This window comes from Brevibacillus laterosporus DSM 25 (genome assembly GCF_002706795.1).
Lineage (GTDB): Bacteria > Bacillota > Bacilli > Brevibacillales > Brevibacillaceae > Brevibacillus_B > Brevibacillus_B laterosporus.
In genome coordinates this window covers 1956622-1980429 of the sequence record NZ_CP017705.1, presented here as the reverse complement: position 1 = coordinate 1980429, position 23808 = coordinate 1956622, and the positions used below count along the sequence as shown (strand labels likewise).

Annotated in this window: 20 protein-coding genes; 14 read left to right on the top strand and 6 right to left on the bottom strand. The window is 40.4% G+C overall.

The features are described from left to right. The first annotated feature begins 4 nt into the window (after positions 1–4). From BrL25_RS09430 to BrL25_RS09415, 4 genes are all read left to right on the top strand, one after another. Positions 5–730, top strand: coding sequence for a glycerophosphodiester phosphodiesterase (locus BrL25_RS09430; protein WP_018669637.1), 726 nt, complete (start codon positions 5–7; stop codon positions 728–730). 295 nt (positions 731–1025) lie between these two features. Beyond that, complete coding sequence (locus BrL25_RS09425; RefSeq protein WP_018669639.1) at positions 1026–2450, top strand: amino acid permease; 1425 nt, start codon at positions 1026–1028, stop codon at positions 2448–2450. Positions 2451–2590: 140 nt separating this feature from the next. Continuing rightward, positions 2591–3130 (top strand): flavin reductase family protein, encoded by a 540-nt coding sequence (locus BrL25_RS09420; protein WP_018669640.1) that lies wholly within the window; start codon positions 2591–2593, stop codon positions 3128–3130. A gap of 173 nt (positions 3131–3303) precedes the next feature. Next, entirely contained in the window at positions 3304–4254 is a 951-nt protein-coding gene (locus BrL25_RS09415) for an aminopeptidase (RefSeq protein ID WP_018669641.1), read from the top strand. A 119-nt stretch (positions 4255–4373) separates the two neighbouring features. Here the strand turns inward: BrL25_RS09415 and BrL25_RS09410 are convergent, their stop codons facing one another. Further along, positions 4374–5702 (bottom strand): FAD-dependent oxidoreductase, encoded by a 1329-nt coding sequence (locus tag BrL25_RS09410; RefSeq protein ID WP_018669642.1) that lies wholly within the window; start codon positions 5700–5702, stop codon positions 4374–4376. 437 nt (positions 5703–6139) lie between these two features. On the opposite strand from BrL25_RS09410, the gene BrL25_RS09405 reads away from it, so the two are divergent. The 3 genes from BrL25_RS09405 (at position 6140) to rihC (ending at position 9258) form a co-directional block, all read left to right on the top strand. Then, entirely contained in the window at positions 6140–7603 is a 1464-nt protein-coding gene (locus BrL25_RS09405) for a flavocytochrome c (RefSeq protein WP_018669643.1), read from the top strand. A gap of 32 nt (positions 7604–7635) precedes the next feature. Continuing rightward, positions 7636–8004: an FMN-binding protein gene (locus tag BrL25_RS09400; protein ID WP_018669644.1), complete on the top strand. Its 369-nt coding sequence runs from the start codon at positions 7636–7638 to the stop codon at positions 8002–8004. 327 nt (positions 8005–8331) lie between these two features. Beyond that, positions 8332–9258, top strand: coding sequence for a ribonucleoside hydrolase RihC (gene rihC, locus BrL25_RS09395; RefSeq protein ID WP_018669645.1), 927 nt, complete (start codon positions 8332–8334; stop codon positions 9256–9258). An 85-nt stretch (positions 9259–9343) separates the two neighbouring features. On the opposite strand, the gene BrL25_RS09390 is transcribed toward rihC, so the two are convergent. Beyond that, positions 9344–10774, bottom strand: a complete 1431-nt coding sequence (locus BrL25_RS09390; protein WP_018669646.1) for an alanine/glycine:cation symporter family protein — start codon at positions 10772–10774, stop codon at positions 9344–9346. A gap of 240 nt (positions 10775–11014) precedes the next feature. Between BrL25_RS09390 and BrL25_RS09385 the strand changes: the two genes are divergently transcribed. Together BrL25_RS09385 and BrL25_RS09380 are read left to right on the top strand one after the other, a co-directional pair. After that, positions 11015–11815 carry a TatD family hydrolase gene (locus BrL25_RS09385; RefSeq protein ID WP_018669647.1) on the top strand — a complete coding sequence of 267 codons (801 nt, stop codon included), beginning with the start codon at positions 11015–11017 and terminating at the stop codon, positions 11813–11815. A gap of 178 nt (positions 11816–11993) precedes the next feature. Beyond that, positions 11994–13664 (top strand): glutamine--tRNA ligase/YqeY domain fusion protein, encoded by a 1671-nt coding sequence (locus BrL25_RS09380; RefSeq protein ID WP_018669648.1) that lies wholly within the window; start codon positions 11994–11996, stop codon positions 13662–13664. Positions 13665–13749: 85 nt separating this feature from the next. Here the strand turns inward: BrL25_RS09380 and BrL25_RS09375 are convergent, their stop codons facing one another. From BrL25_RS09375 to BrL25_RS09355, 4 genes are all read right to left on the bottom strand, one after another. Next, positions 13750–14529: a DUF2705 family protein gene (locus tag BrL25_RS09375; protein WP_018669649.1), complete on the bottom strand. Its 780-nt coding sequence runs from the start codon at positions 14527–14529 to the stop codon at positions 13750–13752. A 2-nt stretch (positions 14530–14531) separates the two neighbouring features. Further along, positions 14532–15446, bottom strand: a complete 915-nt coding sequence (locus tag BrL25_RS09370) for an ABC transporter ATP-binding protein (RefSeq protein ID WP_018669650.1) — start codon at positions 15444–15446, stop codon at positions 14532–14534. A gap of 592 nt (positions 15447–16038) precedes the next feature. After that, complete coding sequence (locus BrL25_RS09360) at positions 16039–16647, bottom strand: acetate uptake transporter (protein WP_018669652.1); 609 nt, start codon at positions 16645–16647, stop codon at positions 16039–16041. Between the two features lie 185 nt (positions 16648–16832). Beyond that, positions 16833–17762: an Ig-like domain-containing protein gene (locus tag BrL25_RS09355; RefSeq protein ID WP_081621564.1), complete on the bottom strand. Its 930-nt coding sequence runs from the start codon at positions 17760–17762 to the stop codon at positions 16833–16835. Between the two features lie 644 nt (positions 17763–18406). Here BrL25_RS09355 and BrL25_RS09350 point away from each other — a divergent pair. The 5 genes from BrL25_RS09350 to fdhD all read left to right on the top strand — a co-directional run bounded on the left by BrL25_RS09350 (position 18407) and on the right by fdhD (position 23718). Beyond that, positions 18407–19696, top strand: coding sequence for an exosporium glycoprotein BclB-related protein (locus BrL25_RS09350; protein WP_018669653.1), 1290 nt, complete (start codon positions 18407–18409; stop codon positions 19694–19696). Positions 19697–20152: 456 nt separating this feature from the next. Next, positions 20153–21406, top strand: coding sequence for a cation:dicarboxylate symporter family transporter (locus BrL25_RS09345; protein WP_018669654.1), 1254 nt, complete (start codon positions 20153–20155; stop codon positions 21404–21406). Positions 21407–21588: 182 nt separating this feature from the next. Further along, on the top strand, positions 21589–22266 hold the full coding sequence (locus BrL25_RS09340; protein WP_018669655.1) for a uracil-DNA glycosylase: 678 nt from the start codon (positions 21589–21591) through the stop codon (positions 22264–22266). Between the two features lie 129 nt (positions 22267–22395). Further along, on the top strand, positions 22396–22761 hold the full coding sequence (locus BrL25_RS09335; protein WP_003334154.1) for a Na-translocating system protein MpsC family protein: 366 nt from the start codon (positions 22396–22398) through the stop codon (positions 22759–22761). Between the two features lie 156 nt (positions 22762–22917). Beyond that, positions 22918–23718, top strand: coding sequence for a formate dehydrogenase accessory sulfurtransferase FdhD (gene fdhD / locus BrL25_RS09330; RefSeq protein WP_018669656.1), 801 nt, complete (start codon positions 22918–22920; stop codon positions 23716–23718). The last annotated feature ends 90 nt before the right edge of the window (positions 23719–23808 follow it).

Sequence of the window (23808 nt, the reverse complement as noted above, 5' to 3'; positions counted from 1 at the left end):
TCATATGAGCTACTGCATGGCACATCGGGGTTGGTCAGGAAGAGCACCTGAAAATACTATGGCAGCTATTAAGCTGGCTTTAGCAGAACCGGGTATTCAGGCGATTGAGGTAGATGTACAGCTATCAAAGGATGGAATCCCTGTGCTCATTCATGATTTCACACTAGACCGTACCACAAACGGGTCGGGGCCAGTCAAAGATCATACGTTTGAACAGCTTCGTGAATGGAGCGCAGGAAGCTGGTTTGCTGAGGAGTTTTCCAATGAACAGATTCCTGCCTTAGAAGAATTGTTTCAAGCTGCATCACAGCATACTTGCCGCCTTAATGTAGAGCTAAAGACAGCAGGAAATTTATATCCGCTTTTAGCTGAAAAGGTCGTGGAGCTGGTAGAAGCACATGAGCTAGCTTCACAGGTTTGCCTCACCTCTTTTGATCACGAGATCATAAAAAGAGTCAAAGAGTTACAGCCTTCGATTAAAACGGGATTGATTATAACAGGCAAACCAGTTCTGTTGCGAGAACAGCTAGCAAAGACAGGGGCAACCATTCTTTCTATGGCTTATCCATATCTGACAAAAGATTTTGTACAAATGATGTTGGAGGAAGGATTCGAAATATTTGCTTGGACGATTGATGATGAGAATGAGATAGAGCGAATAAGCGAATGGCATCCCAATATATATATTTGTACAAATCATCCTGACCGAATGCTTTCCTTAGCACGCTGAACGAGAAGAGACGGAGAAAATAACTGAATAGAAGGATGAACCAAAAGGAGCAGTTACATGTAACCGATGTAACTGCTCTTTTTATTTTTTTGATAGATATTTATAAAAACGTACTTTTTGGAAATGATAATTTTTATGCTTCATGATTATATTTTAGATTTTTTAACTATTAATAAAAAGACAAAAATATTTTGATTTCGTTATAGGAATAGATCGAGTCCTCCTATATAATTTACAAGGGGAAATGCATGAATCTTTGTATATTTTTTAATTTCAGGAAGGAGAATTTCTTTTTATGGGAGCGGATTCAAAAAAACTCCGATGGTATAATATTGCGTTAATGGCGTTTGTAGCAGTATGGGGATTTGGTAACGTTGTTAATAACTTTGCCAACCAAGGATTACAAGTCATTACCTCTTGGGTTTTGATTATTGCCTTATATTTTATTCCTTATGCATTAATGGTAGGGCAATTGGGTTCCACCTTTAAAGATGGTAAGGGTGGTGTTAGTACATGGATTAAGGAAACGCTAGGGGCTAATGTTGCTTATTTGGCAGCGTGGACCTATTGGGCTGTTCACATTCCATATCTAGCACAAAAACCACAAGCTATCTTGATTGCGCTAGGTTGGACATTTACAGGTAGTGGTAAGGTACTCGACCAATATTCTACCTTGGTGATTCAATTAGCCTGCTTAGTGATCTTCTTATTCTTTGTATGGATTGCTTCTAAAGGTATTTCGTCCTTAAAGCGCATTGGGACAGTTGCCGGTATTTCTGTATTTGTGATGTCCTTGTTGTACATTGTACTAGCTGTTACTGCACCTAGTTTAACTGGTGTAAGTGTAGCAACAACCAATATGACAGTTAGCACGTTCATTCCTGAATTTAATTTTGCTTATTTTACTACCTTATCCATGCTAGTCTTTGCGGTAGGCGGGGCGGAGAAGATTGCCCCTTATGTCAACTTCACTAATAACCCAACTCGTGAATTCCCTAGAGGAATGTTGATTCTGGCGATCATGGTTGCGGTCTGTGCCCTGTTGGGTTCATATGCAATGGGGATTATGTTTGATGCGAATAATATCCCTGCAGACTTAAAAATGAATGGTCAATATTATGCGTTCCAAATGCTAGGTAACTACTATGGAATTGGTAACACGTTCTTAATTCTATATGCAATTTCTAATACATTGGCCCAAATTTCAGCATTGGCCTTCTCTATTGATGCGCCATTGAAGGTGTTACTATTAGATGCTGATGAAAGATACATTCCAAGAAAGCTTTTGAAAAGCAATGACAAGGGTACCCCTACTAATGGTTATATCTTAACTACGATTCTAGTGGGTATTCTAATCGTTGTACCAGCCCTAGGTATCGGTAATATGAATACATTGTTTAACTGGTTGTTAGACTTAAACTCTGTAGTTATGCCGCTTCGTTACCTATGGGTATTCGTAGCGTATATTGCTGTAATGAAAATGGCTGATAAATTCACGTCTGAATATCAATTTGTGAAAAATAATAAGTTTGGTCTGCTAATTGGTGGTTGGTGCTTTGTCTTCACTGCCTTTGCTTGCTTGATGGGGATGTTCCCGAAAGTACCTGCTTTTACATCAGAATGGTATTTCCAAATTACGCTTAATATCGCGACTCCGTTCGTGTTGCTAGGTCTAGGTCTGATCCTACCATCGATTGCTAAAATGACAAATAATAAGTAATCGGAAGAATCCATCCTGTGTTTATACATGGGGTGGATTTTTTTATGAAGCACGTCATGCTTTTGTCAAAAAGAGAGAACGGGCACGAGTAAAATGTCAGTACAATGAAGGGGAGGATAAACATCGAAAGGGTGTTCTTGATGGATCAACAGCTGAGGAATATAGAAGATCATGAGCCGAAAAATCAAATGCCCGTAGCTTTTTTAGAGCAAATGGAGCTCACAACAGATTGGCTACATCGGAGAGGGGCTTTTCTAACAACGCAGGTAGGAAAAGAGATCAACACGATGACAATTGCCTGGGGTAGCATTGGTTATTTATTCGGAAAGCCAACGTTGACAGTTATGGTACGTAAAAGTAGACATACCACCCAGCTCTTACAGGCTTCTCAAGAGTTCACGGTCAGTGTTCCTTTTTCAGATGATATGGGAGAAAAGCTTTTTGCCTGTGGAACACAATCAGGTCGTACGGTGGATAAAATCTCCACTTGCCAATTAACTCTGTTAGACTCGCAGGTCATTGCAACACCTGTGATCGGAAATTGCGAGCGTTACTATGAGTGTAAGGTGATTGTAGCCCAAGAGATTACTGCGCCTGTTCTTTCTCAGGAAATAAGGCAGGAACATGTGATAGAGGGTGATCCTTATTATTGTTATATCGGTGAGATCGTTCATTGCTAGTAACAAGGAAAAAGTTATTTCCACGAAATGTGTTAGAGAGGTACTGGATTTGTCGCGGGAGCACCCCATAAGGAAGGACGAGGCAGAGTGTGCCTGTGGAAGGTGAACGTGGTAAAGTAGATTTCGGAATGTATTCATAAAATTTCTGAGATGCTAGAAGAAAGGTGGTTCATATGCAACAATCCATCATTGAAATTAGTAAAAGTGTGCTACAAAGCTCCTTGGGAGTAAAAGCTGGTGAAACTCTTCTAGTTGTAACGGATGACTCAAAGAAACAACTGGCGGAAGCTCTCTATGAGGCAGGAAAAGGTCTAGGAGCCCAAACCCTACTAATGGTTATGCAGGAGCGTACCAAATCAGGGGAGGAGCCTCCTGAAGCTGTAGCTATCGCTATGACGAAAGCTGACGTAGTTATTGGGATTACCGAGCATTCTCTGACTCATACGCATGCTAGAAAAAATGCGGTAGCAGCAGGAGCTAGGGTGGCCACGATGCCTGGAATAACAGAGGACATGTTCTTGGCAGGGGCTATTGCGGCCGATTATGGAAAGGTAAAAGAGCTGACTGAAGTAGTAGCTAGCATGCTGACAGAAGCTAAACAAGTGAGAATTGACAAAGCGGGTTATTCTCTAAGCTTTTCCATTGAACAAAGAAATGGGATGCCAAGCACCGGTGTGTATGTTAATCCGGGAGAATCAGGTAATCTGCCTTCCGGAGAGGCTTATATCGCTCCTCTAGAGGGGACAGCTACCGGGCAAATCCTCGTAGATGGTTCCATTGCTGGAATCGGTAAATTAACAGAGCCTGTCTTGCTTACAATCGACAAAGGACGAATTATCTCAGCAGAAGGCCCAAGCGGGAAACAGCTTTTGGAGTTGTTGGGAGATGGAGATGGCCGATTATTAGCAGAGTTTGGAGTAGGGACAAATGATAAAGCTCGTATTACTGGAGTAGTTTTAGAGGATGAGAAAGTATACAGCACAATTCATGTAGCTTTCGGAAGCAACAATACCTTTGGTGGAGTTATATCAGCTGGTGTACATATTGATTGCGTTGTTATGCAGCCAGACTTCTATTTGGATGAGAAGCAAGTAATGGAACACGGTGCATTGCTTGGTTTATAGGTTGGAAAAAACCTTTCATAAAGAGAAAAAGAGCGTTAGCTAGGTGGCTGACGCTCTTTTTGCTGATCACTTATGATTAGCTAGATCCAGACGTAACAAGCTACTTGATCTATCTCTGTCTACATTGCTTGCAATCCAGCCTGATTCAAGAAGTTCCAAGGCTTGTTGTAATGCGGTTGGAAGAAGAAATCGACAAATGCAAGCTGGTCAATTGTCATGTGATTTTGGATGCAAACAGATAAGGTATTCATCGCTTGCGTCAAATCAGCTTTGGACATGATTTGGGCTCCGACGATGCGACGAGAAGTCTCTTCAAAGACTACTTTTAGTAAAACCTTTTCATGCTCTGGCATGAATTCTGGTCGATAGCTGTCTTCGATTGTGACAGTCTTCACATTCATAGCTAAGTCTAAAGCGGCCCCTTCTGTTAATCCAGTAGAAGCGATGTTATAGTCATAAATTTTAATCCCAGAGGTTCCTTGTGTGCCCATATAAGCCATTGTAGGTGTAACTAGATTCTTCGCAACTAATGTACCCATACGTACGGCATTAGTAGCAAGAGGTATATAGGCGTGTTGCCCGGTAGGATTGTAGCGAATCGCGCAGCTGTCACCAGCGGCGTACACATCCGGTTTGCTAGTTTGCATATATTCATTCACGATAATGGCCCCATTACCCAACATATCTACTTGTCCTTTAAGCAAACTTGTATTTGGACTAAAACCAATACACAGAATCACCAAGTCAGCCTGGTATTCGCCTTTTGTAGTGATGACCTTTGCCACTTTACCGTCTACGCCTTCAAATCTAGTAACAGTTTGCCCTAAAGCAAGTGTAACACCATGATCCTGCAATTCTTTTTCTGTAACTTGAGTGAATTCTTCATCAAGGTAACGGTTTAAAATCCGATCAACACTATCGATGAGAGTCACTTGCTTGCCATTCATTTCAAAGGCTTCAACTAATTCAATCCCAATGTAGCCGGCACCTATGACCACCACATTTTTAGCTGTTTTTGCTTTTTCAATAATGGTATTGGAGTGATTAAAGTTCTTGGACAATACGATATTGTCTAGTTCAATACCATCTAAATTAGGCATGATTGGCCAAGAACCAGTAGTAACAATTAATTTATCAAATGAATCTATGATTTCTTCATTTGTATTTAAATTGCGAACGACCAATGTTTTTTGGTCAGTATCAATCGAGATAACATCGTGGCGCATATTCGTCACCACGCCCAACTCAGCTAATTTCTCCGGAGAGGAGTAGAACAATCCTTGAGGGTCTCTCACTACACCACCTACATACAATGCAATCCCGCATGAAAGAAAGGAGATATTATCATTTCGTTCATAAACGGTAATGCGAGCATCTGGATATAACTTAGCAGCAGTAACAATAGCGGCAGTTCCGGCGTGTGTGCATCCAATAACAGCAATTTTCATGGGTAGTCCTCCAAGTAGTTAGGATTTATGTGCAAGTCTGTTATTTTCTTTTATACAATTAACACTGTTGTAATAGTGTTTATGAGGTTTATTATAGAGGCGTCCTACTGAAGATGACAGTGAACGTTTTGTGAATGTTATCACATTCACAAACGCTTCTTTTTTATACGATCTCGACATGGTACAAGTGGGTAAAGAACCGTATACATACAAGAATAAGAGCAGATGAAAACATTGTTGGAGACAGAGTAAGAAACTCTCTTATTATTACAGAAATTCCTTCAAAAAAATCATAGTGTGAAATTATTCACATACATTAAAAAATCTACTGTATATACTACCATCGAAGGATAACGTTATTGCTTTCATAGTAAAGAGAGAAGTAAAGAGTAATGAATATCCATTTATCAAGTGGTAGAAAAAAGGGAGGATTCAACATGAAGAAATGGATGTCTCTTATGATGGCTGCATTCTTGGCAGTTCCTGTGCTGTCTGGATGTGGGAGCTCAACAACTCCGGGTGCAACGGAAGGCAAGGCAACAACTGAGGCAGCACCTCAAGATGAAAATACGGATATTGTAGTAATTGGTGCAGGTGGTGCAGGTTTATCAGCTGCGGTAGAAGCCACAAATGCCGGTGCCAAAGTCATCGTACTAGAAAAAATGCCGATGGTTGGTGGTAACACAACTCGCGCTACTGGTGGATTAAATGCAGCAGGAACGGAAGCACAAAAGGAAAAAGGGATTGAAGACAGCCAAGAGCTGTTTTACAAAGATACAATGAAGGGTGGATACGATAAAAATAACCCTGAGCTGGTAAAGATTCTGACAACACAAGCAAAAGATTCTGTGGTTTGGTTAGAATCAATGGGAGCTGATTTATCTGACGTTGGCCGTGCAGCTGGAGCAAGTGTAAACCGTATTCATCGTCCAACTGGCGGAGCGGCAGTAGGCTCTAATGTTGTGTCTACTTTAAAGAATCAAGTGAAAGAAAAAAACGTTGATGTCCGTGTCAAAAATAAAGCAGTCGAAATTATAAAAGATCAAGAGGGTAAAGTTACTGGTGTGAAAGCTGAGAATAAAGATGGTAAGGCTTACACGATTAACGCAAAGGCAGTCATTTTGGCTACAGGCGGTTTTTCTGCTAACCAGGAGATGGTTATTTCTTATAAACCAGAGCTCAAAGGATTTGCTACAACGAACCATCCAGGAGCATTGGGTGAAGGTATTAGATTAGGCGAAAGCGTTGGTGCAAATTTAGTTGATATGGCTGAAATCCAAACACACCCAACTGTTGTTCCTGAAAAAGGTGTGATGGTAACAGAAGCTGTTCGCGGAAATGGAGCTATTCTAATCAATAAAGATGGTAAGCGTTTCATCAACGAGCTATTAACTCGTGACGTAGTGTCTAAAGGTATTTTGGATCAAAAAGATGGAGTAGCCTACCTGTTCTTTGATGATGGATTGAGAAAAGGTCTAAAAGCAGTAGAAGAATACTTCAACATGCAGTTGGTAACAGAAGCTGATTCTGTTGAAGAGCTGGCTGGTAAGATCGGTGTAGATAAAGACGCTATGATTAAAAGCGTGAAAACATATAATGATGCGGTAGTAGCGAAACAAGATAAGGAATTTAAGCGTGATGACCTACCTCTTCAATTAAATCAAGGTAAAGTATATGCCGTTCAAGTAACTCCTGCGGTTCATCACACTATGGGTGGCCTACAAATTAATACAAATGCGGAAGTAATGAATAAAGAAGGCCAAGTAATTAAAGGCTTGTATGCAGCCGGAGAAGTCACAGGTGGTGTACATGGTGGTAACCGCCTAGGTGGTAACGCTATGGCTGATATCGTAACATTCGGTCGCATTGCAGGACAAAATGCAGCAAAGGCCGCGAAGTAATCTTGTAAGCAAGACATGAGGAGAGAATGATTATGAAAAAACTATTTTATCTAGTAGCTCTGCTAGCGATGGCGGCGTTGATGCTAGTTGGTTGTGGAGCAACAGATTCGACCACTGCTGATACTGGAGCATTTAAAGACGGTACATACGAAGGTGCGGCTCGAGGTGCTAGCAGCGATATTAAAGTAGCTGTAGAAGTGAAAGCAGGCAAAATCGATGCCATTAAAATCCTAGAGCATGAAGAAACTCAAAACCTGATTGAGGCTGTTATGGAGAACACCATCCCCGAAATCATTGAAAAACAAAGTACAGAGGGTGTGGAGGCCATTTCTGGTGCATCTAAATCCAGTAATGCTGTAAAAGAGGCTGTAAATCAAGCATTAGAGAAAGCTAAGAAGTAATAACAGCAAGACAGAGATAAAAGAAAAACTCGACCAGTAGAATGTATGAACCAGTGAGTTATCAGCACAAATCGCCTTATCTGTTCGGGTGTATCAATGAATTTCGTTACTCATCTGAGAGCTTTTTTGGAGTAAAGCTCTTACGAAGAATACAGCAGTCTGTAAGCCGTTCCTGTAGGGAGCGGCTTTTATTTATGAAAATAGTAGCCCTCATGGTGTTGATCTATATCGTATGTGGTTATGCCTTATAATTGACTCCTAGCTAGCCCATCTTTACAATAATATGCGTAAACGTTACATATTGGAAAAGAAGAAGGGATGATCGAGATGGAAAAAATACACCACATTATCATTGATACCGATCCGGGAATAGATGATGCTGTCGCAATCGCAGCTGCTCTGTTTCATGATCAGATAGATGTGAAATTAATCACCACAGTTGCTGGCAATGTGTCGTGTGATAAGACTACCAATAATGCCTTAAAGCTTCTCGAATTCTTTAACAGTGATGTACCGGTTGCCAAGGGAGCAATCAAGCCCCTCCTACGGACACTAGAGGATTCTAGCCATATCCATGGTAACTCTGGGCTAGATGGATATGATTTTCCTGATCCAAAGAAGGAACCACTTGGTATTCATGCTATTGAGGCAATGCGTGAGACCATTTTGAATAGCGAGGAACCTATTACGCTCGTTCCTATTGGCCCTTTGACCAACATTGCTCTCCTATTATCTGTTTATCCAGAATGTAAACAAAATATCAAAAGAATTGTGCTAATGGGTGGTTCAGCTTCACGTGGCAATCACTCTCCTGCGGCAGAATTTAATATGTTTGTTGACCCGGAAGCGGCTAAGATCGTTTTACAATCGGGGATAGATATTACAATGTGTGGTTTAGATGTAACAAGCTTAGCTACTTTGACTAAGGAAAACGTAGAAGCTTTGAAAGAGAAGAATCGAACAGGAGAAATGCTCTACGGTTTATTCCAGCATTATAGAGGTGGAAGCTTAGCGACTGGTTTACATATGCATGATCTCTGCGCTATTGCTTATCTAGTAAAGCCTGAGCTTTTTGTTACAAAGGAATGCTTTATAGATGTAGAAGTAAATGGGAGCTATTCTGCTGGGGCAACTATCGTTGATCTGAAGGGTTATTATCAAAAACAAGCGAATGCGAGAGTATGCTTGGAGATTCGTGTAGAGGAATTCCGCGAGTGGTTTATGGAAATATTTACTAAATCAAATGTTTTATAAAAAGCTAAATAAGTAAATAAAAGAGGACACTACTGCTAGTAGTATCCTCTTTTTGTGTATATTCGTATGTTCTCAATTCCTATTGCTAGGAGACCTCTTTTACTTTATTAGGATCTCGTTCCCAGCATTCAGCATTTACTAGACCTGGAATAGAGTCTGAATAGAAGACCGGGTCTCGACCTGCTTTTCGCTGCTGAACATAATCGGTTAGAGCAGCAAATGCATATTTTCCAAGCAGGAAAATAGCAATCAGGTTAAGGAAGGCCATCATCCCCATAAATAAATCAGCTAATGTCCAGACTATATTGTTTTGTGCTAGCGATCCAAACATTACCATTCCAATGACGCAGAGTCGATAGAGAAGCGTCCACGTGCGAGATTCACTGCGAATAAAATCGATGTTTGTCTCACCGTAGTAGTAATTACCAATAATGGAACTATACGCAAAAAAGAAAACAATTACGGCAACAAAGTAAACAGCCCAATAGCCGAGTTGAGAGCTTAGTGCTGCCTGTGTTAATTCAATTCCACCCATCCCACTATCTACATAAATGCCTGATGTAAGAATAATAAAAGCAGTCGCACTACATACTAACAGGGTATCTACATAAACTCCCAGCGTTTGTAACAAGCCCTGTTTAACAGGGTGCGTAATATCAGCTGTAGCTGCCGCATTAGGAGCACTACCCATCCCAGCCTCATTAGAGAATAGTCCACGCTTGATTCCCATGCTAAGAGCCATACCAATACCGCCACCAAATGCTTCTTGCAGGCCAAACGCATGACTTACTATGCTCATGAAGACAGCAGGAATGTGCTGATAATTCATAAACATAACAAATAAAGCAATTGCAATATAAAGAGTTGCCATAATCGGTACAATCCATTTAGAGATAGCCGCTACGCGTTTTACTCCACCAAATACAACAATAGCAGTGAGGATGCATAGAATGATACCCATTGTCACTTTATCTACCCCGAAGGCAGTTTGCATAGCTGCTGTAATGGTATTAGCTTGTACTGCATTAAAGACAAATCCGAAGCAAATAGTAATCAGAACAGCGAAGGTAATACCCATCCAGCGCTTATTTAAAGCTTTCTCCATGTAATAAGCAGGACCGCCTCTAAATCCATGCTTATCATGTACCTTATAAATCTGCGCGAGTGTGCATTCTACAAAGCTTGAAGCCGCCCCGATTGTAGCCAGCAACCACATCCAGAATACTGCTCCAGGCCCACCAACTGCGATAGCAATAGCTACCCCAGCTAAATTTCCCGTTCCCACACGGGAGGCTGCACTCATACAAAAGGCTTGGAAAGAGGAAACCCCTTTTTTCTCTTTTGGATTACGATTAACACCATCACCAAGCAGTCTAAACATTTCACCAACTAGGCGAATCTGCACAAATCTGGTTCGAATCGTAAAATAAATTCCGACTGCAATGAGAATGAAAATGAGAATGTAAGTCCATAGGAAATCATTGCTAACAGATAATACTCTTTCTAATGATGTCAAATGAAAGAGCCTCCTTTCTCCATAACCTTAGCTAACATATTTTATCTATTTTAACATACATACGCGTAAATAAAATTAGTAAAAGCTGATTATTTACTTTTGTGAAAAATTGTGAATTATATATAAAAACTTAGAATGCTGTTGTTACAAGGTTTTTGCTATGTTTTTTTGTTTTCGCAGTAAAGTGTAAATAATTGCTACAATAAAAAGATCAAGTAGTCGACAAAAGGAGGAATTCCCATGCCGAACGGTTCCTTTCCTATGATTGATGCCCATATACATTTAGATTTGTATAATCCTGCTCATGCCCAGCAGATCATGGAAGAATGTCAGTCATGTGGGATTAAAAAGGTGATTGCCGTTTCTATGAATTTGGCAGCATGTCTCGTTAATCAAGAATGGTTACAGCGGTATCCTGAACAAGTTAAAGTAGCATATGGTTTTCACCCTGAACAGAAATTGCCAACTGAAGAGGAAATACAGCAATTGTTTGACTGGATCGACCAACATCAAGCTGAGATGGTAGCGATTGGAGAGGTAGGTCTGCCTTACTATACACAATTAGAGGCAAAAAATAAGGGACAAGCTTTTTGCCAAGAGCCATATATTTACTTACTGGAACGTTTTATAAAGACAGCCGGTCGCTATGAGAAGCCGATTATTCTACACGCTGTTTATGAAGATGCCGAAATAGCTTGTGAGCTACTCGAAAAACATAATGTGACGAAAGCGCACTTTCATTGGTTTAAAGGCAGTAAGGCTACTACTTCAAGAATGAGTAGGAGTGGCTACTATATTTCTGTTACACCAGATGTTGTCTATGAGGACGAGATCCAGCAACTGATTCTACAATACCCCTTGGAACAAATTATGATAGAGACAGATGGCCCCTGGCCATTTGAGGGGCCGTTTACAGGACAAGTTACCCATCCTGTTATGATGAAAGATAGCTGTCGAGCTATTGCCAATGTAAAGGGGCTTTCAATCGAAGAGACAGCCTCCGTCCTTTATCAGAACACAAAGCGTTTCTACGGTATGTAAGATATTCTTGTTTCTGTCATATCATTTAGTCAGAAGCAGGTGTAGTTTTTTCCTTTTTACGGCTAAACTAAAAAAGATCGGCTTAAAAGCGAAGGTAGGTTGAACTAGAAAGTAGTAAACTGTATTATTTTACTTATAAAGAATGGTACAAGGTACACGTTAACTTGGTGGAGAAAGGTTGATTTTAGTGGAAAACACTTCGGCATCATCAAATTTCATTCGCAATATCATTATTGATGATCTTGAATCAAAAAAAGTAGATGAGGTCGTGACGAGGTTTCCTCCAGAACCAAACGGCTACTTGCATATAGGACATGCTAAATCTATTTGCCTAAACTTTGAATTGGCTAAAGAATTTAAAGGAAAAGCATTTTTACGTTTTGATGACACGAATCCTACAAAAGAGGATCAGGAATATGTAGAATCTATCAAGGAAGACGTAAAATGGCTCGGTTTTGAGTGGGATGAACTGTATTTTGCATCTAATTATTTCGAGGAAATGTACGAACGTGCTGTACTGCTTATTAAAAAGGGTAAAGCATTTGTTTGTGATCTGTCTGCGGAGCAAATGAGAGAATATCGCGGTACGTTAACGCAATCAGGCAAGGAAAGCCCGTATCGCAATCGTAGTATCGATGAGAACTTGGATTTGTTCGAGCGTATGCGCAAGGGTGAATTTGCAGATGGAGAAAAGGTACTACGTGCCAAGATTGATATGACTTCTCCGAACATGAACATGCGTGACCCGGTTCTTTACCGTATTTCTCACTCTACTCACCATAACACGGGTGATACTTGGTGCATTTACCCGATGTATGACTATGCTCATCCATTGGAAGATGCAATTGAAGGCGTTACGCACTCTATCTGTACTCTTGAGTTTGAAGACCATCGCCCTTTATATGACTGGGTGGTTGCTGAGACAGAGATGAAGCATGTACCGCACCAATACGAATTTGCACGTTTGAATCTAACGCAAACAGTAATGAGCAAGCGTAAATTAAAACAACTCGTTGATGAAAACATTGTGGATGGATGGGATGATCCACGAATGCCAACGATCTCAGGATTACGTCGCAGAGGATTTACACCAGAATCTATCCGTACCTTTGCTAGAGAGATCGGTGTTGCTCGTAGCTACAGCGTAGTCGATTCCAAGATGCTGGATCATTTTATTCGTGAGGATTTAAAGCTCAAGGCACCACGTACAATGGGAGTAGTAAAACCACTTAAAGTGGTAATCACCAACTATCCAGAGGGACAAGTGGAATGGCTCGAAGCTGAAATTAACCCGGAAAACCCAGAGATGGGCTTTCGTTTGATTCCGTTCACACGTGAAATTTATGTAGAGCAAGATGATTTTATGGAAAACCCTCCAAGTAAATATTTCCGTCTATTCCCGGGAAATGAAGTTCGACTTAAACATGCTTATTTCATTAAATGTAACGAGGTCATTAAGGATGAAAATGGTAATGTAGTAGAGCTTCACTGCACATATGACCCTGAAACAAAGAGTGGCTCTGGTTTTACAGGTCGCAAGGTGAAAGGTACACTTCACTGGGTAGATGCAACGCATGCTATTCCTGCTGAGTTCCGTCTCTATGAGCCATTGATTTTAGATGTAGAGGAAGAAGAGGGTAAAACCTTCCTTGATTATATGAATCCATCATCTTTAGAGATCCTGCAAGGATTTGTAGAGCCAAACATGGCAGAAGCAAAATCACAAGATAAATTCCAATTTTTCCGCCATGGGTACTTCAACGTTGATCCGAAGCATACAACCTCTGAGAAGCTGGTATTCAACTTGATTGTGTCATTGAAAAGTTCATTTGACCCAACGAAAAAATAAGTAGGTACAATTATTGTGATCATAAAAAAGCTGGTTCTTCCGTTCGAAGAGCCAGCTTTTTATATATCGTATTTTTTGTCCAGGTTTATTGCACGTCCCGTTTTTTGAAAATCAGGATCGATAGGAACACCATCAGTGCAATATAAATAGCGATTATCATCAAGGAGAACCAGATACCTAAATCGGGATAGGCAGGTGCAGATAAGCGAGAGATTAACGGATTGTCGGAATAAGCATTTAAGTCCAGATGATTAAAAATCACAAATTTACCCCATACATACTTCTTAGTAAACATACTAGCGATTGAACCAGAAAAATTTGCAATAATGGCTATACTAATCGCAAGTGCATTTGTTTTAAATATAGTTGCAGTGAAAAAAGATAGCGTAGATAAAAATAATAACGCTGGAATATTGTAGAAATACGCTTGCAGTAACGTTGTGAAATCTAAATCTGCCATTGATTTTGTTCCGAAAAAAATCAATCCAACGAGGCTACTAAATAGCATCAAAAATAAAGTGGCAGAAACTAACATGATAAGGACTGTCACATATTTAGAGAGTAAAATTGTTGTACGACTGCTAGGACGAATCAAGAGCTGCTTAATAGTGCCTTCTTTATATTCATCAGTCAGGATTTGAGAACCTGTAACAAGTCCAAATAAAGTAATTAAAAAGCCAAGACCTATTTGCATAAAGACGGAGAATCCAGCATAACCAATGCCAGATGTCATGTCTGTCGCATAAAATTTACCGATAAGTCCTGCTAATAAAACAAGAACTGCTAGTAAGGAGAAAAACAGAACGGTTTGTTTTTTCGCATTAAGCTTCATGATTTCATTTTGTATGAGGTGGATAAATTTCATCGCTATTTTCCTCCTTTTGTCAGAGCTAAGAAGCGATCTTCCAGCGACTTGGTTCTAATTTTAATTTGATAAATAGGGCAACTGTTCTCTACTAACCGTTGTACAATGACCGGGATATCCGATTTTTCGATCTGAAGGAGAAGGAGCTTGTCACTCATTACCTCAACTGTCCAATCAAGTAAAATATCTACTGCCTGCTGACTGCTTTCTACCTCGAATTCAACAGATAAACCCTTAACTTCTGTTGCTTGATTGTTAACAATCATCTCTTCAATAAATTGACCCTCTTGGATAACAAGGGCCCGGTCACACATAAGCTCCACTTCGGAGAGAAGGTGACTGGAGACTAGAACCGCGATATTTTCACGTTTTGCTAACTCCCGTAGATAGTCACGGAGCTGGCGAATTCCTGCTGGGTCCAGACCATTTGTTGGTTCATCTAGAATCAAAATGGATGGATTGTGTAGCAGAGCCTGAGCAATTCCTAAGCGTTGGCGCATCCCTAGTGAATAGGTTTTCACCTTTTGATTGATAGCGCCTGAAAGCTCTACAAGGTCAATAATTTGGTGAATTCGTTCCTTTGATACTGGTTGAACAGCCATACGGGCAAAGTGAATCATGTTTTGCATCCCGGTCATATAACCATATAGTTCAGGATTTTCAACAATTGCTCCGACATGAGCCATTGCTTTTGACCGATCTTTTTTTATATTGTAACCTTCTACATATATTTCGCCTTCCGTAATGGAAGAGAGGCCAACAATCATACGAATGGTGGTAGTTTTACCAGAACCATTGGGACCAAGAAAACCGTATACCTCTCCTCGTTGTACGGAGAACGTCAGGTCTCTAACAAGTGTTTTCCCCGCGACTCTCTTTGTCACGTTTTCTAATTTCACCACTGGTTGGTTAGACATTCATTTTCCTCCCACAATTTTTAATATTCTTGTATTGCCAATAGTAATAGAGTTGGAATACCCTTTTTTACTTTTACTAGGCTATTATAGATGAAAAACCTTTCATTGGACTTAACCTACTCTTAAACTTACCTTAAATAAGGGAGTGCTACTAATTTGAAAGGAGCCTTTATTATGTTGATTTTATCTGAAAAATACTAAAATTACATTAAATTTATATGCAAAATGAGAAAAGTAAGGAGGAGTGTAAATGACCATCAAGCGATATCCTCTGGATCAACAGGGGAGTAGTTATTTTGGTAAAGGAGAGATTACGGAACTTCGTGCTATTTCCTTTCCCGGGGAAAAAGGGCTGTAACACGTGTAGGGCCTCTCTTTTATTGGGCGTGGGCACATTGCAATGAAACATACCAAATCCTTGAGCATTCTCATAAGGGCTTTGAAATAGCAGCAAACAATGATGGACTGCGAATTGTAGTGGTCGAGGTGCCTAATCAAGTCCCCTATGCACTCTATGATAAAGATTGATTACATGTAAAAGCCGCCTACGCAAAGGGCGCAAGCGGCTATATAGAACTAGGTAACTTGTTCTTTATTTTTTAAAGATGCCCATTGGCTTACCGATTGGTAAGAATTCACGACCAAAATGTGCATTAAGTACACAAGCAGCAGAACCATAGAATGATGATAAAGAAATAAGTAACTCTGATACTCCAGCAAGAGTATGCATTGGATCTTTAGCGATTCCTAGACTACTGAAAGTAAGTCCAATAAATAGGAAATCAATGAAAACAAAGATGATGAAAAGGACTTTATTTGTTTCGGCGGCACCAATCGTCATGAATATGCTAAAGATTAGATATCCAAGGAAAGCAATCCCGAGATGTTTTCCATCTACTTTAGCAGCCATTTCCGCTCCAAAAACCCCCATCTGAATCATCCAGGAAAATGCCATAGCAAACCAGAAAAAAGCAAAAGCACCGAAAGCAGTAGTACCAAAAATATTATTGCGTTTAGAATCATTGATGCAAGCAAATAACTGTGCAAATGCTCCTAAGAAAATAGCCCATGGGACGACCATGGATAGGCCTTCAGTGAAGCCTAATTTTTGCATAGAAGCTACCAATGTTACCATAGCTAGACCAAACAAACCTAATGCTGATGGATCACAGTTGGTAATCTTCACGGATTGAGTGTTCATCCTAGTGTGTTTCCTCCCCATATATGTTGCTACGAAAAATACTTACTTATTCTAAAGCAAGGATAGGGGGATTTTCTATTGTAAATTCTAACAAATGTGTTACATCGTTATATTTGTTATATTCAAAAAACAGGAAAGCAGCCCTGTTGATTGTCAGGCCTGCTTTTTTTAGATAAAGAGACGGATTACTCCTCAGTGCATGTTGTACTACTGCTGGATTCAAAGCAACTGCTAGAATGACTGGAGTGACTAGAATGACTGGAGTGACTGGAGTGACTGGAGTGACTGGAGCAGCTGGAGGATGGTTCATAAGAATGAGAGTGTGAATGTGAGCAACTAGAAGAACTAGAAGAACTAAAAGAACTAGAAGAACTAGATTTGTGATGGTGATGGCAATTTTTCCTCACTAGAACAACGACTCGCACAATAGCTGTGAAATGGCAAATAGGATCTACTACCAAAACAGTAAAGATATCTTTTCCTGTAAAACCGCGATTTGGTTTATAGGCGTATCGACCATCGACTAAGAGTTTAATACAACCATGTTTTGGAGAAGACAGAAGTTTAAACAAGAGAGTATTTCGGTTTGGATTAGCGATTTTAATAAATGATTTAATTCCTTCGCCTTTGCAAACAATGATTCCATTATTTGTTGCTTGCAGTGGAATGCAGGCTCCCGGAAAAGGAATCGTTACTACATTCGAAAGGACAGAAATAGGAACTTGTCGATCTTTTGGGAAGGTCAGTGTGCCAGTTAATCTTGCTTGACTAATGATCTCTGCTGGGGATGGGACAGAGACTACCTGGAATTGATAAGTAACACTTACGAAATTTACTCTTACAGGAATGGTTCCAAGACTAATACCAGCTATGGGTGAAGCACCAGGTTGAGGGAATCCATTCACAGTGACGCTATTTGGTATAAACACAGTGCCTGTAGGGGCTTGATTAAACAAAAAGGCGTTAGTCAAAACCCCCTTTCTTTTTTTATTAAGTATTCGAACTGTGAATGTAATGATGCTCCCAATTGTAATAGTTGAGGTATTAGCTGAGAGTTTAACAATGACTTTATTGTCGGGATGATGATGGTCACAATCGTGTGATGAAATATTCACGGTAATTTGTTCACCTCCAGAATTATTAGAAAATGGGGTAGCCCAGTTGGGGCGACTAACGTAGAGTAATAAGTTGGGCTACTCACATGAAGTAACCTGGTATTCCTTTTACCTGGTTACCTATAGTGCTTTTTATCACCTTTTAACAAGAAAAAAGATGATATATACGGAGCGATAAAGCTAGGAATTACTCATAAGTATATTTGGTAATTCGTGCGGGTGTTACTTAACTTGTAGCTAATAGAGGTACATGGCAGGGGGCATAAAAACCAACACTTGCTTTCCCTACATTTTTCAATGAAAGAAAATATACTGTGTGGAGATCGCCTCTTTAGCAGATGAAGTTTTCCGTAGCCATAGCCAAGGGGAGAACATAGGAAGATGGTAGGAGGAGTGTAGAGAGAAAGGCAAATATGGTACCTCCTTTAACTAAGATAGTTATGTATATGTGTAGTTATGGTAGAAGGGTCACGGTCAAACTTGTTTTGGAGTAAAAATGGTCATATGTAATAGGGACACTAGTCTAGTTTATAAAGTAAAAGGAAGTTATTAAGCCTATTTTTGTAAGTACTTTGAAAAATAATGCTAACAGTCTCTAAGGTTTTTCCATACGATATCACATCTTATTAATGGAGGTGTGATTTTTGAGATACGATAGCCATGATGATCTACGAAGGATTAAAGATGAGTTGATTGAACCTGAATTATTGGACTTTATGAGTCGAAATCCAACAAACCATCACAAAATATATTCTCAACATTGTAAGTCTAGCTCGTCCACGTCTTCATGCACACATTTCACTACTTTTTGTCCCATAATAGGTCCAACAGGTCCAACAGGAGCAACGGGTCCAACAGGTCCAAGAGGTCCAAGAGGTCCAACAGGAGCAACGGGGGCGACAGGAGCAACGGGGGCGACAGGAGCAACGGGAGCAACGGGAGCCACAGGAGCAACGGGAGCCACAGGAGCAACGGGAGCCACAGGAGCAACGGGAGCCACAGGAGCCACAGGAGCCACAGGAGCCACAGGAGCCACAGGAGCCACAGGAGCCACAGGAGCCACAGGAGCCACAGGAGCCACAGGAGCCACAGGAGCAACGGGAGCCACAGGAGCCACGGGAGCAACGGGAGCCACGGGAGCCACAGGAGCAACGGGAGCAACGGGAGCCACAGGAGCCACGGGGGCAACAGGAGCAACGGGAGCCACAGGAGCCACGGGAGCCACAGGAGCCACGGGGGCAACAGGAGCCACGGGGGCAACAGGGGCAACAGGGGCAACGGGAGCCACAGGGGCAACGGGAGCCACAGGAGCCACGGGAGCAACGGGAGCGACAGGAGCGACAGGAGCAACGGGAGCCACAGGAGCGACCGGCCCAACCGGCCCAACAGGTCCAACCGGCCCAACCGGTGCAGGTTCAATCATTCCATTTGCATCTGGTGTTCCTCTTGCACTAAGTGCTCTTGTCAGTGGTCTTGCTGGAACTATTGGATTGGTTGGATTTGGAAACTCGGCACCAACAGTATTTGCCTTTGGAACCACTATCGATTTGACTGGAGCAGCAGGTACGCTTCTAAACTTTGCCTATTCTGTACCACGTGACGGTATTATTACGTCCATCTCGGCGTTCTTTAGTACGGCAGTAGAAGTGTTTATATCTATTGTAGGTTCAGCAACTATCACAGCTCAGCTCTACAGTTCGCCTACTCCTAATAACAACTTTACCCCAATTCCAGGAGCAATTGTGACCTTAACGCCTTTTCTTTCAGGAGGACTTGTCCCTATTGGTACGATAAGTAATGGCCTTACCACAGGTTTAGCTATACCAGTAACAGCAGAAACTCGTCTATTAATGGTGTATTCCATCACTACTACTGGTTTAACAGCAGTCACTATTGTCACAGGTTACGCAAGTGCAGGTGTGACTATTGTTTAATTCAATATGGATAAAATATCCCTCGAAAGTTGAGGGATATTTTTTTGTTTCATAATAGGCAATTTTTTGTTAAATGGATGTATCAAAAATGAATGGGGAATAAATAATCCAAAGGTAATATAGCCTTATAAATCGCTAATTATCGCTTGTATTTTACCGCATAGTGAACGATTCATTGTCAATTAAACTTGTTACATATTGGAACTGAATATGCGCTCAGTTGTGAAAATATATTGTCTACTTGCTAGAGGATTGATAAGATAAGTAAGCGATCACTTTCAACAAAATTAAATAACAAGTACATTTATATTTATACGAATAATGATATACCCCCTGTGTTATAACTTTTTCAGTTAGTGTAATCGAATTTTTTCCCCAATGATCGTAGGTTACTTTTTCTCAATCACCGTACATTTTTTTGTAAATATTTTAAGTTTTTGTTAGCGAGGTGCAGGAATGAAAAAATATGGTTTAGCAGTGCAAATCCTGATTGGTCTTGTATTAGGTATTACAGTTGGTGCAATTTTTTATAATAATCCTGTTATAGAAAGTTATCTAAAGCCCATTGGGGATATTTTTCTTCACTTGATTAAAATGATCGTAGTCCCAATTGTAATTGCTAGCTTAATTGTCGGCGTAGCAGGTGTAGGTGACATAAAGAAACTAGGGAAGATTGGTGGTAAGACAATCTTGTATTTCGAGATTATTACCACGATTGCCATCGTAGTTGGCTTACTTGCAGCTAACGTCTTCAAGCCAGGTGTTGGGGTTAACATGGCTGATTTAACTAAGACTGATATCAACAAATATGTACAGACAGCCGATCAAGCGACACATCACAGTTTTGTAGATACTTTTGTCAATATTGTACCCACAAATGTCTTTGAGTCTATTGCTAAAGGGGACATGCTGGCAATTATCTTTTTCTCTGTTTTGTTTGGATTAGGTGTGGCAGCGATTGGAGATAAGGGAAAGCCTGTATTACAATTCTTCCAAGGTGTGGCGGACGCCATGTTCTGGGTCACCAATCAGATTATGAAGTTTGCTCCGTTCGGTGTGTTTGCTTTAATTGGTATCACAGTTTCTAAGTTTGGTTTACAATCACTTGTTCCATTGGCCAAGCTCATGATTTTGGTATATGGAGCTATGTTCTTCTTTATTATCGTGGTGCTAGGTATTGTAGCTAGAATAAGCGGGATTCGCATCTTTACTATAATGAAAATCCTAAAAGATGAGATGCTACTAGCTTATACAACAGCTAGCTCAGAGACTGTATTACCTAAGATTATGGAAAAGATGGAGAAGTTCGGTTGTCCAAAGGCAATTACTTCTTTTGTGGTGCCGACTGGATACTCCTTTAATCTAGATGGCTCTACACTCTATCAAGCGATTGCAGCTGTTTTCATCGCACAAATGTATGGAATTGATCTATCTCTCTATCAACAAATTACATTAATGCTAGTTTTGATGGTAACGTCTAAAGGAATTGCAGGTGTACCGGGAGTCTCCTTCGTTGTATTGCTTGCTACGTTAGGAACGGTAGGAATTCCTCTAGAGGGCTTAGCATTTATCGCGGGTATTGACCGTTTGCTAGATATGGCACGGACAGTTGTTAACGTGATTGGTAATGCTCTAGCTGTTGTAGTTATTTCTAAATGGGAAAAAGAATATGACCCTGAAAAAGGAAAACAATACGTTGCTACTCTCTAAAGGGATGTATTGAATAAGTGTACGAAGGTTGCCGGCAGAAGTCGGCAACCTTTTGTGTATAAATCGATACGCATGGAAGAATGTAAGACGCTAGATGACCATACTCGGTAAAGGGTAGAGGCTTGGCGATTTTTTACTTTTAATTTATGCTTAAGAAGTAAAAAAGCGGGGAGGTAAGATACATGGCCATTTTAAAAAACGACTGGGCTCCGTTATTAGAGGATGAATTTCAGAAACCATATTACTTACGATTACGAGAGTTTTTACGAAACGAATACGCTACTAAAACTATATATCCAGATAAATATGATATTTTTAATGCCTTACATCATACGCCCTATCAAAAGACAAAGGTAGTTATTTTAGGACAAGACCCTTATCATGGTCCGAATCAAGCGCATGGATTAAGCTTTTCAGTTAATCCAGGTATTAAAACGCCACCTTCTCTCGTAAATATTTATAAAGAGTTGCGAGACGATCTAGGGTGCTTGATTCCTAATCATGGATATTTAGTGTCTTGGGCAAAGCAAGGCGTACTATTGTTAAACACGGTACTAACAGTTAGAGATGGGGAAGCCAATTCACATAAAGGGAGAGGCTGGGAGCTTTTCACGAATCGTGTAATTGAAGAGATAAACAAGCGAGATAAGCCAGTGGTCTTTATCTTATGGGGGAGAAATGCCCAAGATAAGAAAAGTATGATTGATACCAATAGACATTATATTTTGGAATCTGTTCATCCAAGCCCATTATCTGCAAGTAGAGGGTTTTTCGGGACAAAACCTTTTTCTAAAGCGAATCAATTTCTTTTAGAAATGGGAGAGGAACCGATTGATTGGCAAATTCCTCCGTTAAATTAGATTCGAAATGGTGAGATTGTATTTTACTTAGCTAGTAGTTTTTGTACAACTGATTACAATTGCCTAATCATATCGATACTGTTAGAATTTATGAAATAGGTATATATTTGAATAAGTGAGTTGGATAACATGACGAACTATGAAGCTGAATTTAGCAATTTGGTCAGGACATTTCGCAAACGTCATATGGGAAAAGGACCTAGTCAAATAAAAACCACATTTTGCAAGAACTGGGCGATCTGTGAAATGCAAGGCAATCTCTCTCCTGTAGAGAAATTTATTGCAACTGCAGATACAGGGAAGCAAATGCTTCGTTCAGCTAGGACTGAAATGGTCAAAGAGATGTACCAGAAAACTCGTCCTGTTGAGATGGAAGAGCTTCTTGGAGCAAAGTTTATAGACCTATTTGTAGATATTGATATTGAAAGTGACTTTGGGATGTCCATTTTTGTTTTCGATCAGGATATTGAACGAAAATTTGGATCGGATCGCTAATAATAAGCATAACTATATCTCATTAGAGCAGTTGGAACTTGGTAGCGTACCTGCTAAAGACTAACCGCCGCAAGTTGCCTCCTTGTTTCAAGGTAGGTCTAGCTTGTGGCATTTTTTATTTGGTAAAAAGGTCTGCTATATGGAAGGAAGAGGGCTATGAGCAAGGAAGTATCGACCGTACGTGGCATCATGAGATACGATGGAGAGGTTTTTCGAGTAATAGACGATGAGATTGCCTGTGAATATCCGTTAACCATCATGGTAAATGGAATGGAATTCGCAACAATGGTGTGTACACCTGAACATATGGAAGAGCTTCTTCTTGGTTTCCTTGCATCAGAGGGTGTTATTAGACTTCCAGATGATGTAGAGTCATTCTCCGTCAATCAAGGAACTGGATTCGCTTATGTGGAGCTAAAAAATAAATGCAAGCTATCACCTCAACATTCTAAGCGTTTTATTGGCTCCTGCTGTGGTAAAAGTCGACAATTTTATTTGCAAAATGATGTTCGAACTGCTAAAACGATCATGTCAAAGCAGCAAATTAGCGTACAAGATTGTCAGGCGATGATGAAACATATGCAAGAAACGTCTTCTTTTTTTAAGCAAACAGGCGGTGTCCATAATGCTGCCTTATGCAATAAAGAAGGGATTGTGGTGACAAGAACCGATATTGGAAGACACAATGCACTAGACAAGGTATATGGATTTTGCTTACAGAATCGGATTGGTTTATCGGATAAGGTTATTGCCTTTAGTGGAAGGATATCTTCAGAGGTCTTGTTAAAGGTAGCCAAAATTGGAGTAGGGATTGTCCTCTCTAAATCAGCACCTACCAATCTCGCGCTTGATCTTGCTGAAGAGTTGGGCATTACAACGGTAGGATTTATCCGAGGGAAAACGTTAAATGTATATACACACCCCGAACGAATAACAGAGACGCAGTCTATAAAATGATGAGAGCCCTCATGATGTATAATACTTTATAGGGACGTAAACATAATGCTGTATAATAAAGAACCTGTACACTAAAGGAAAGTGTGACAT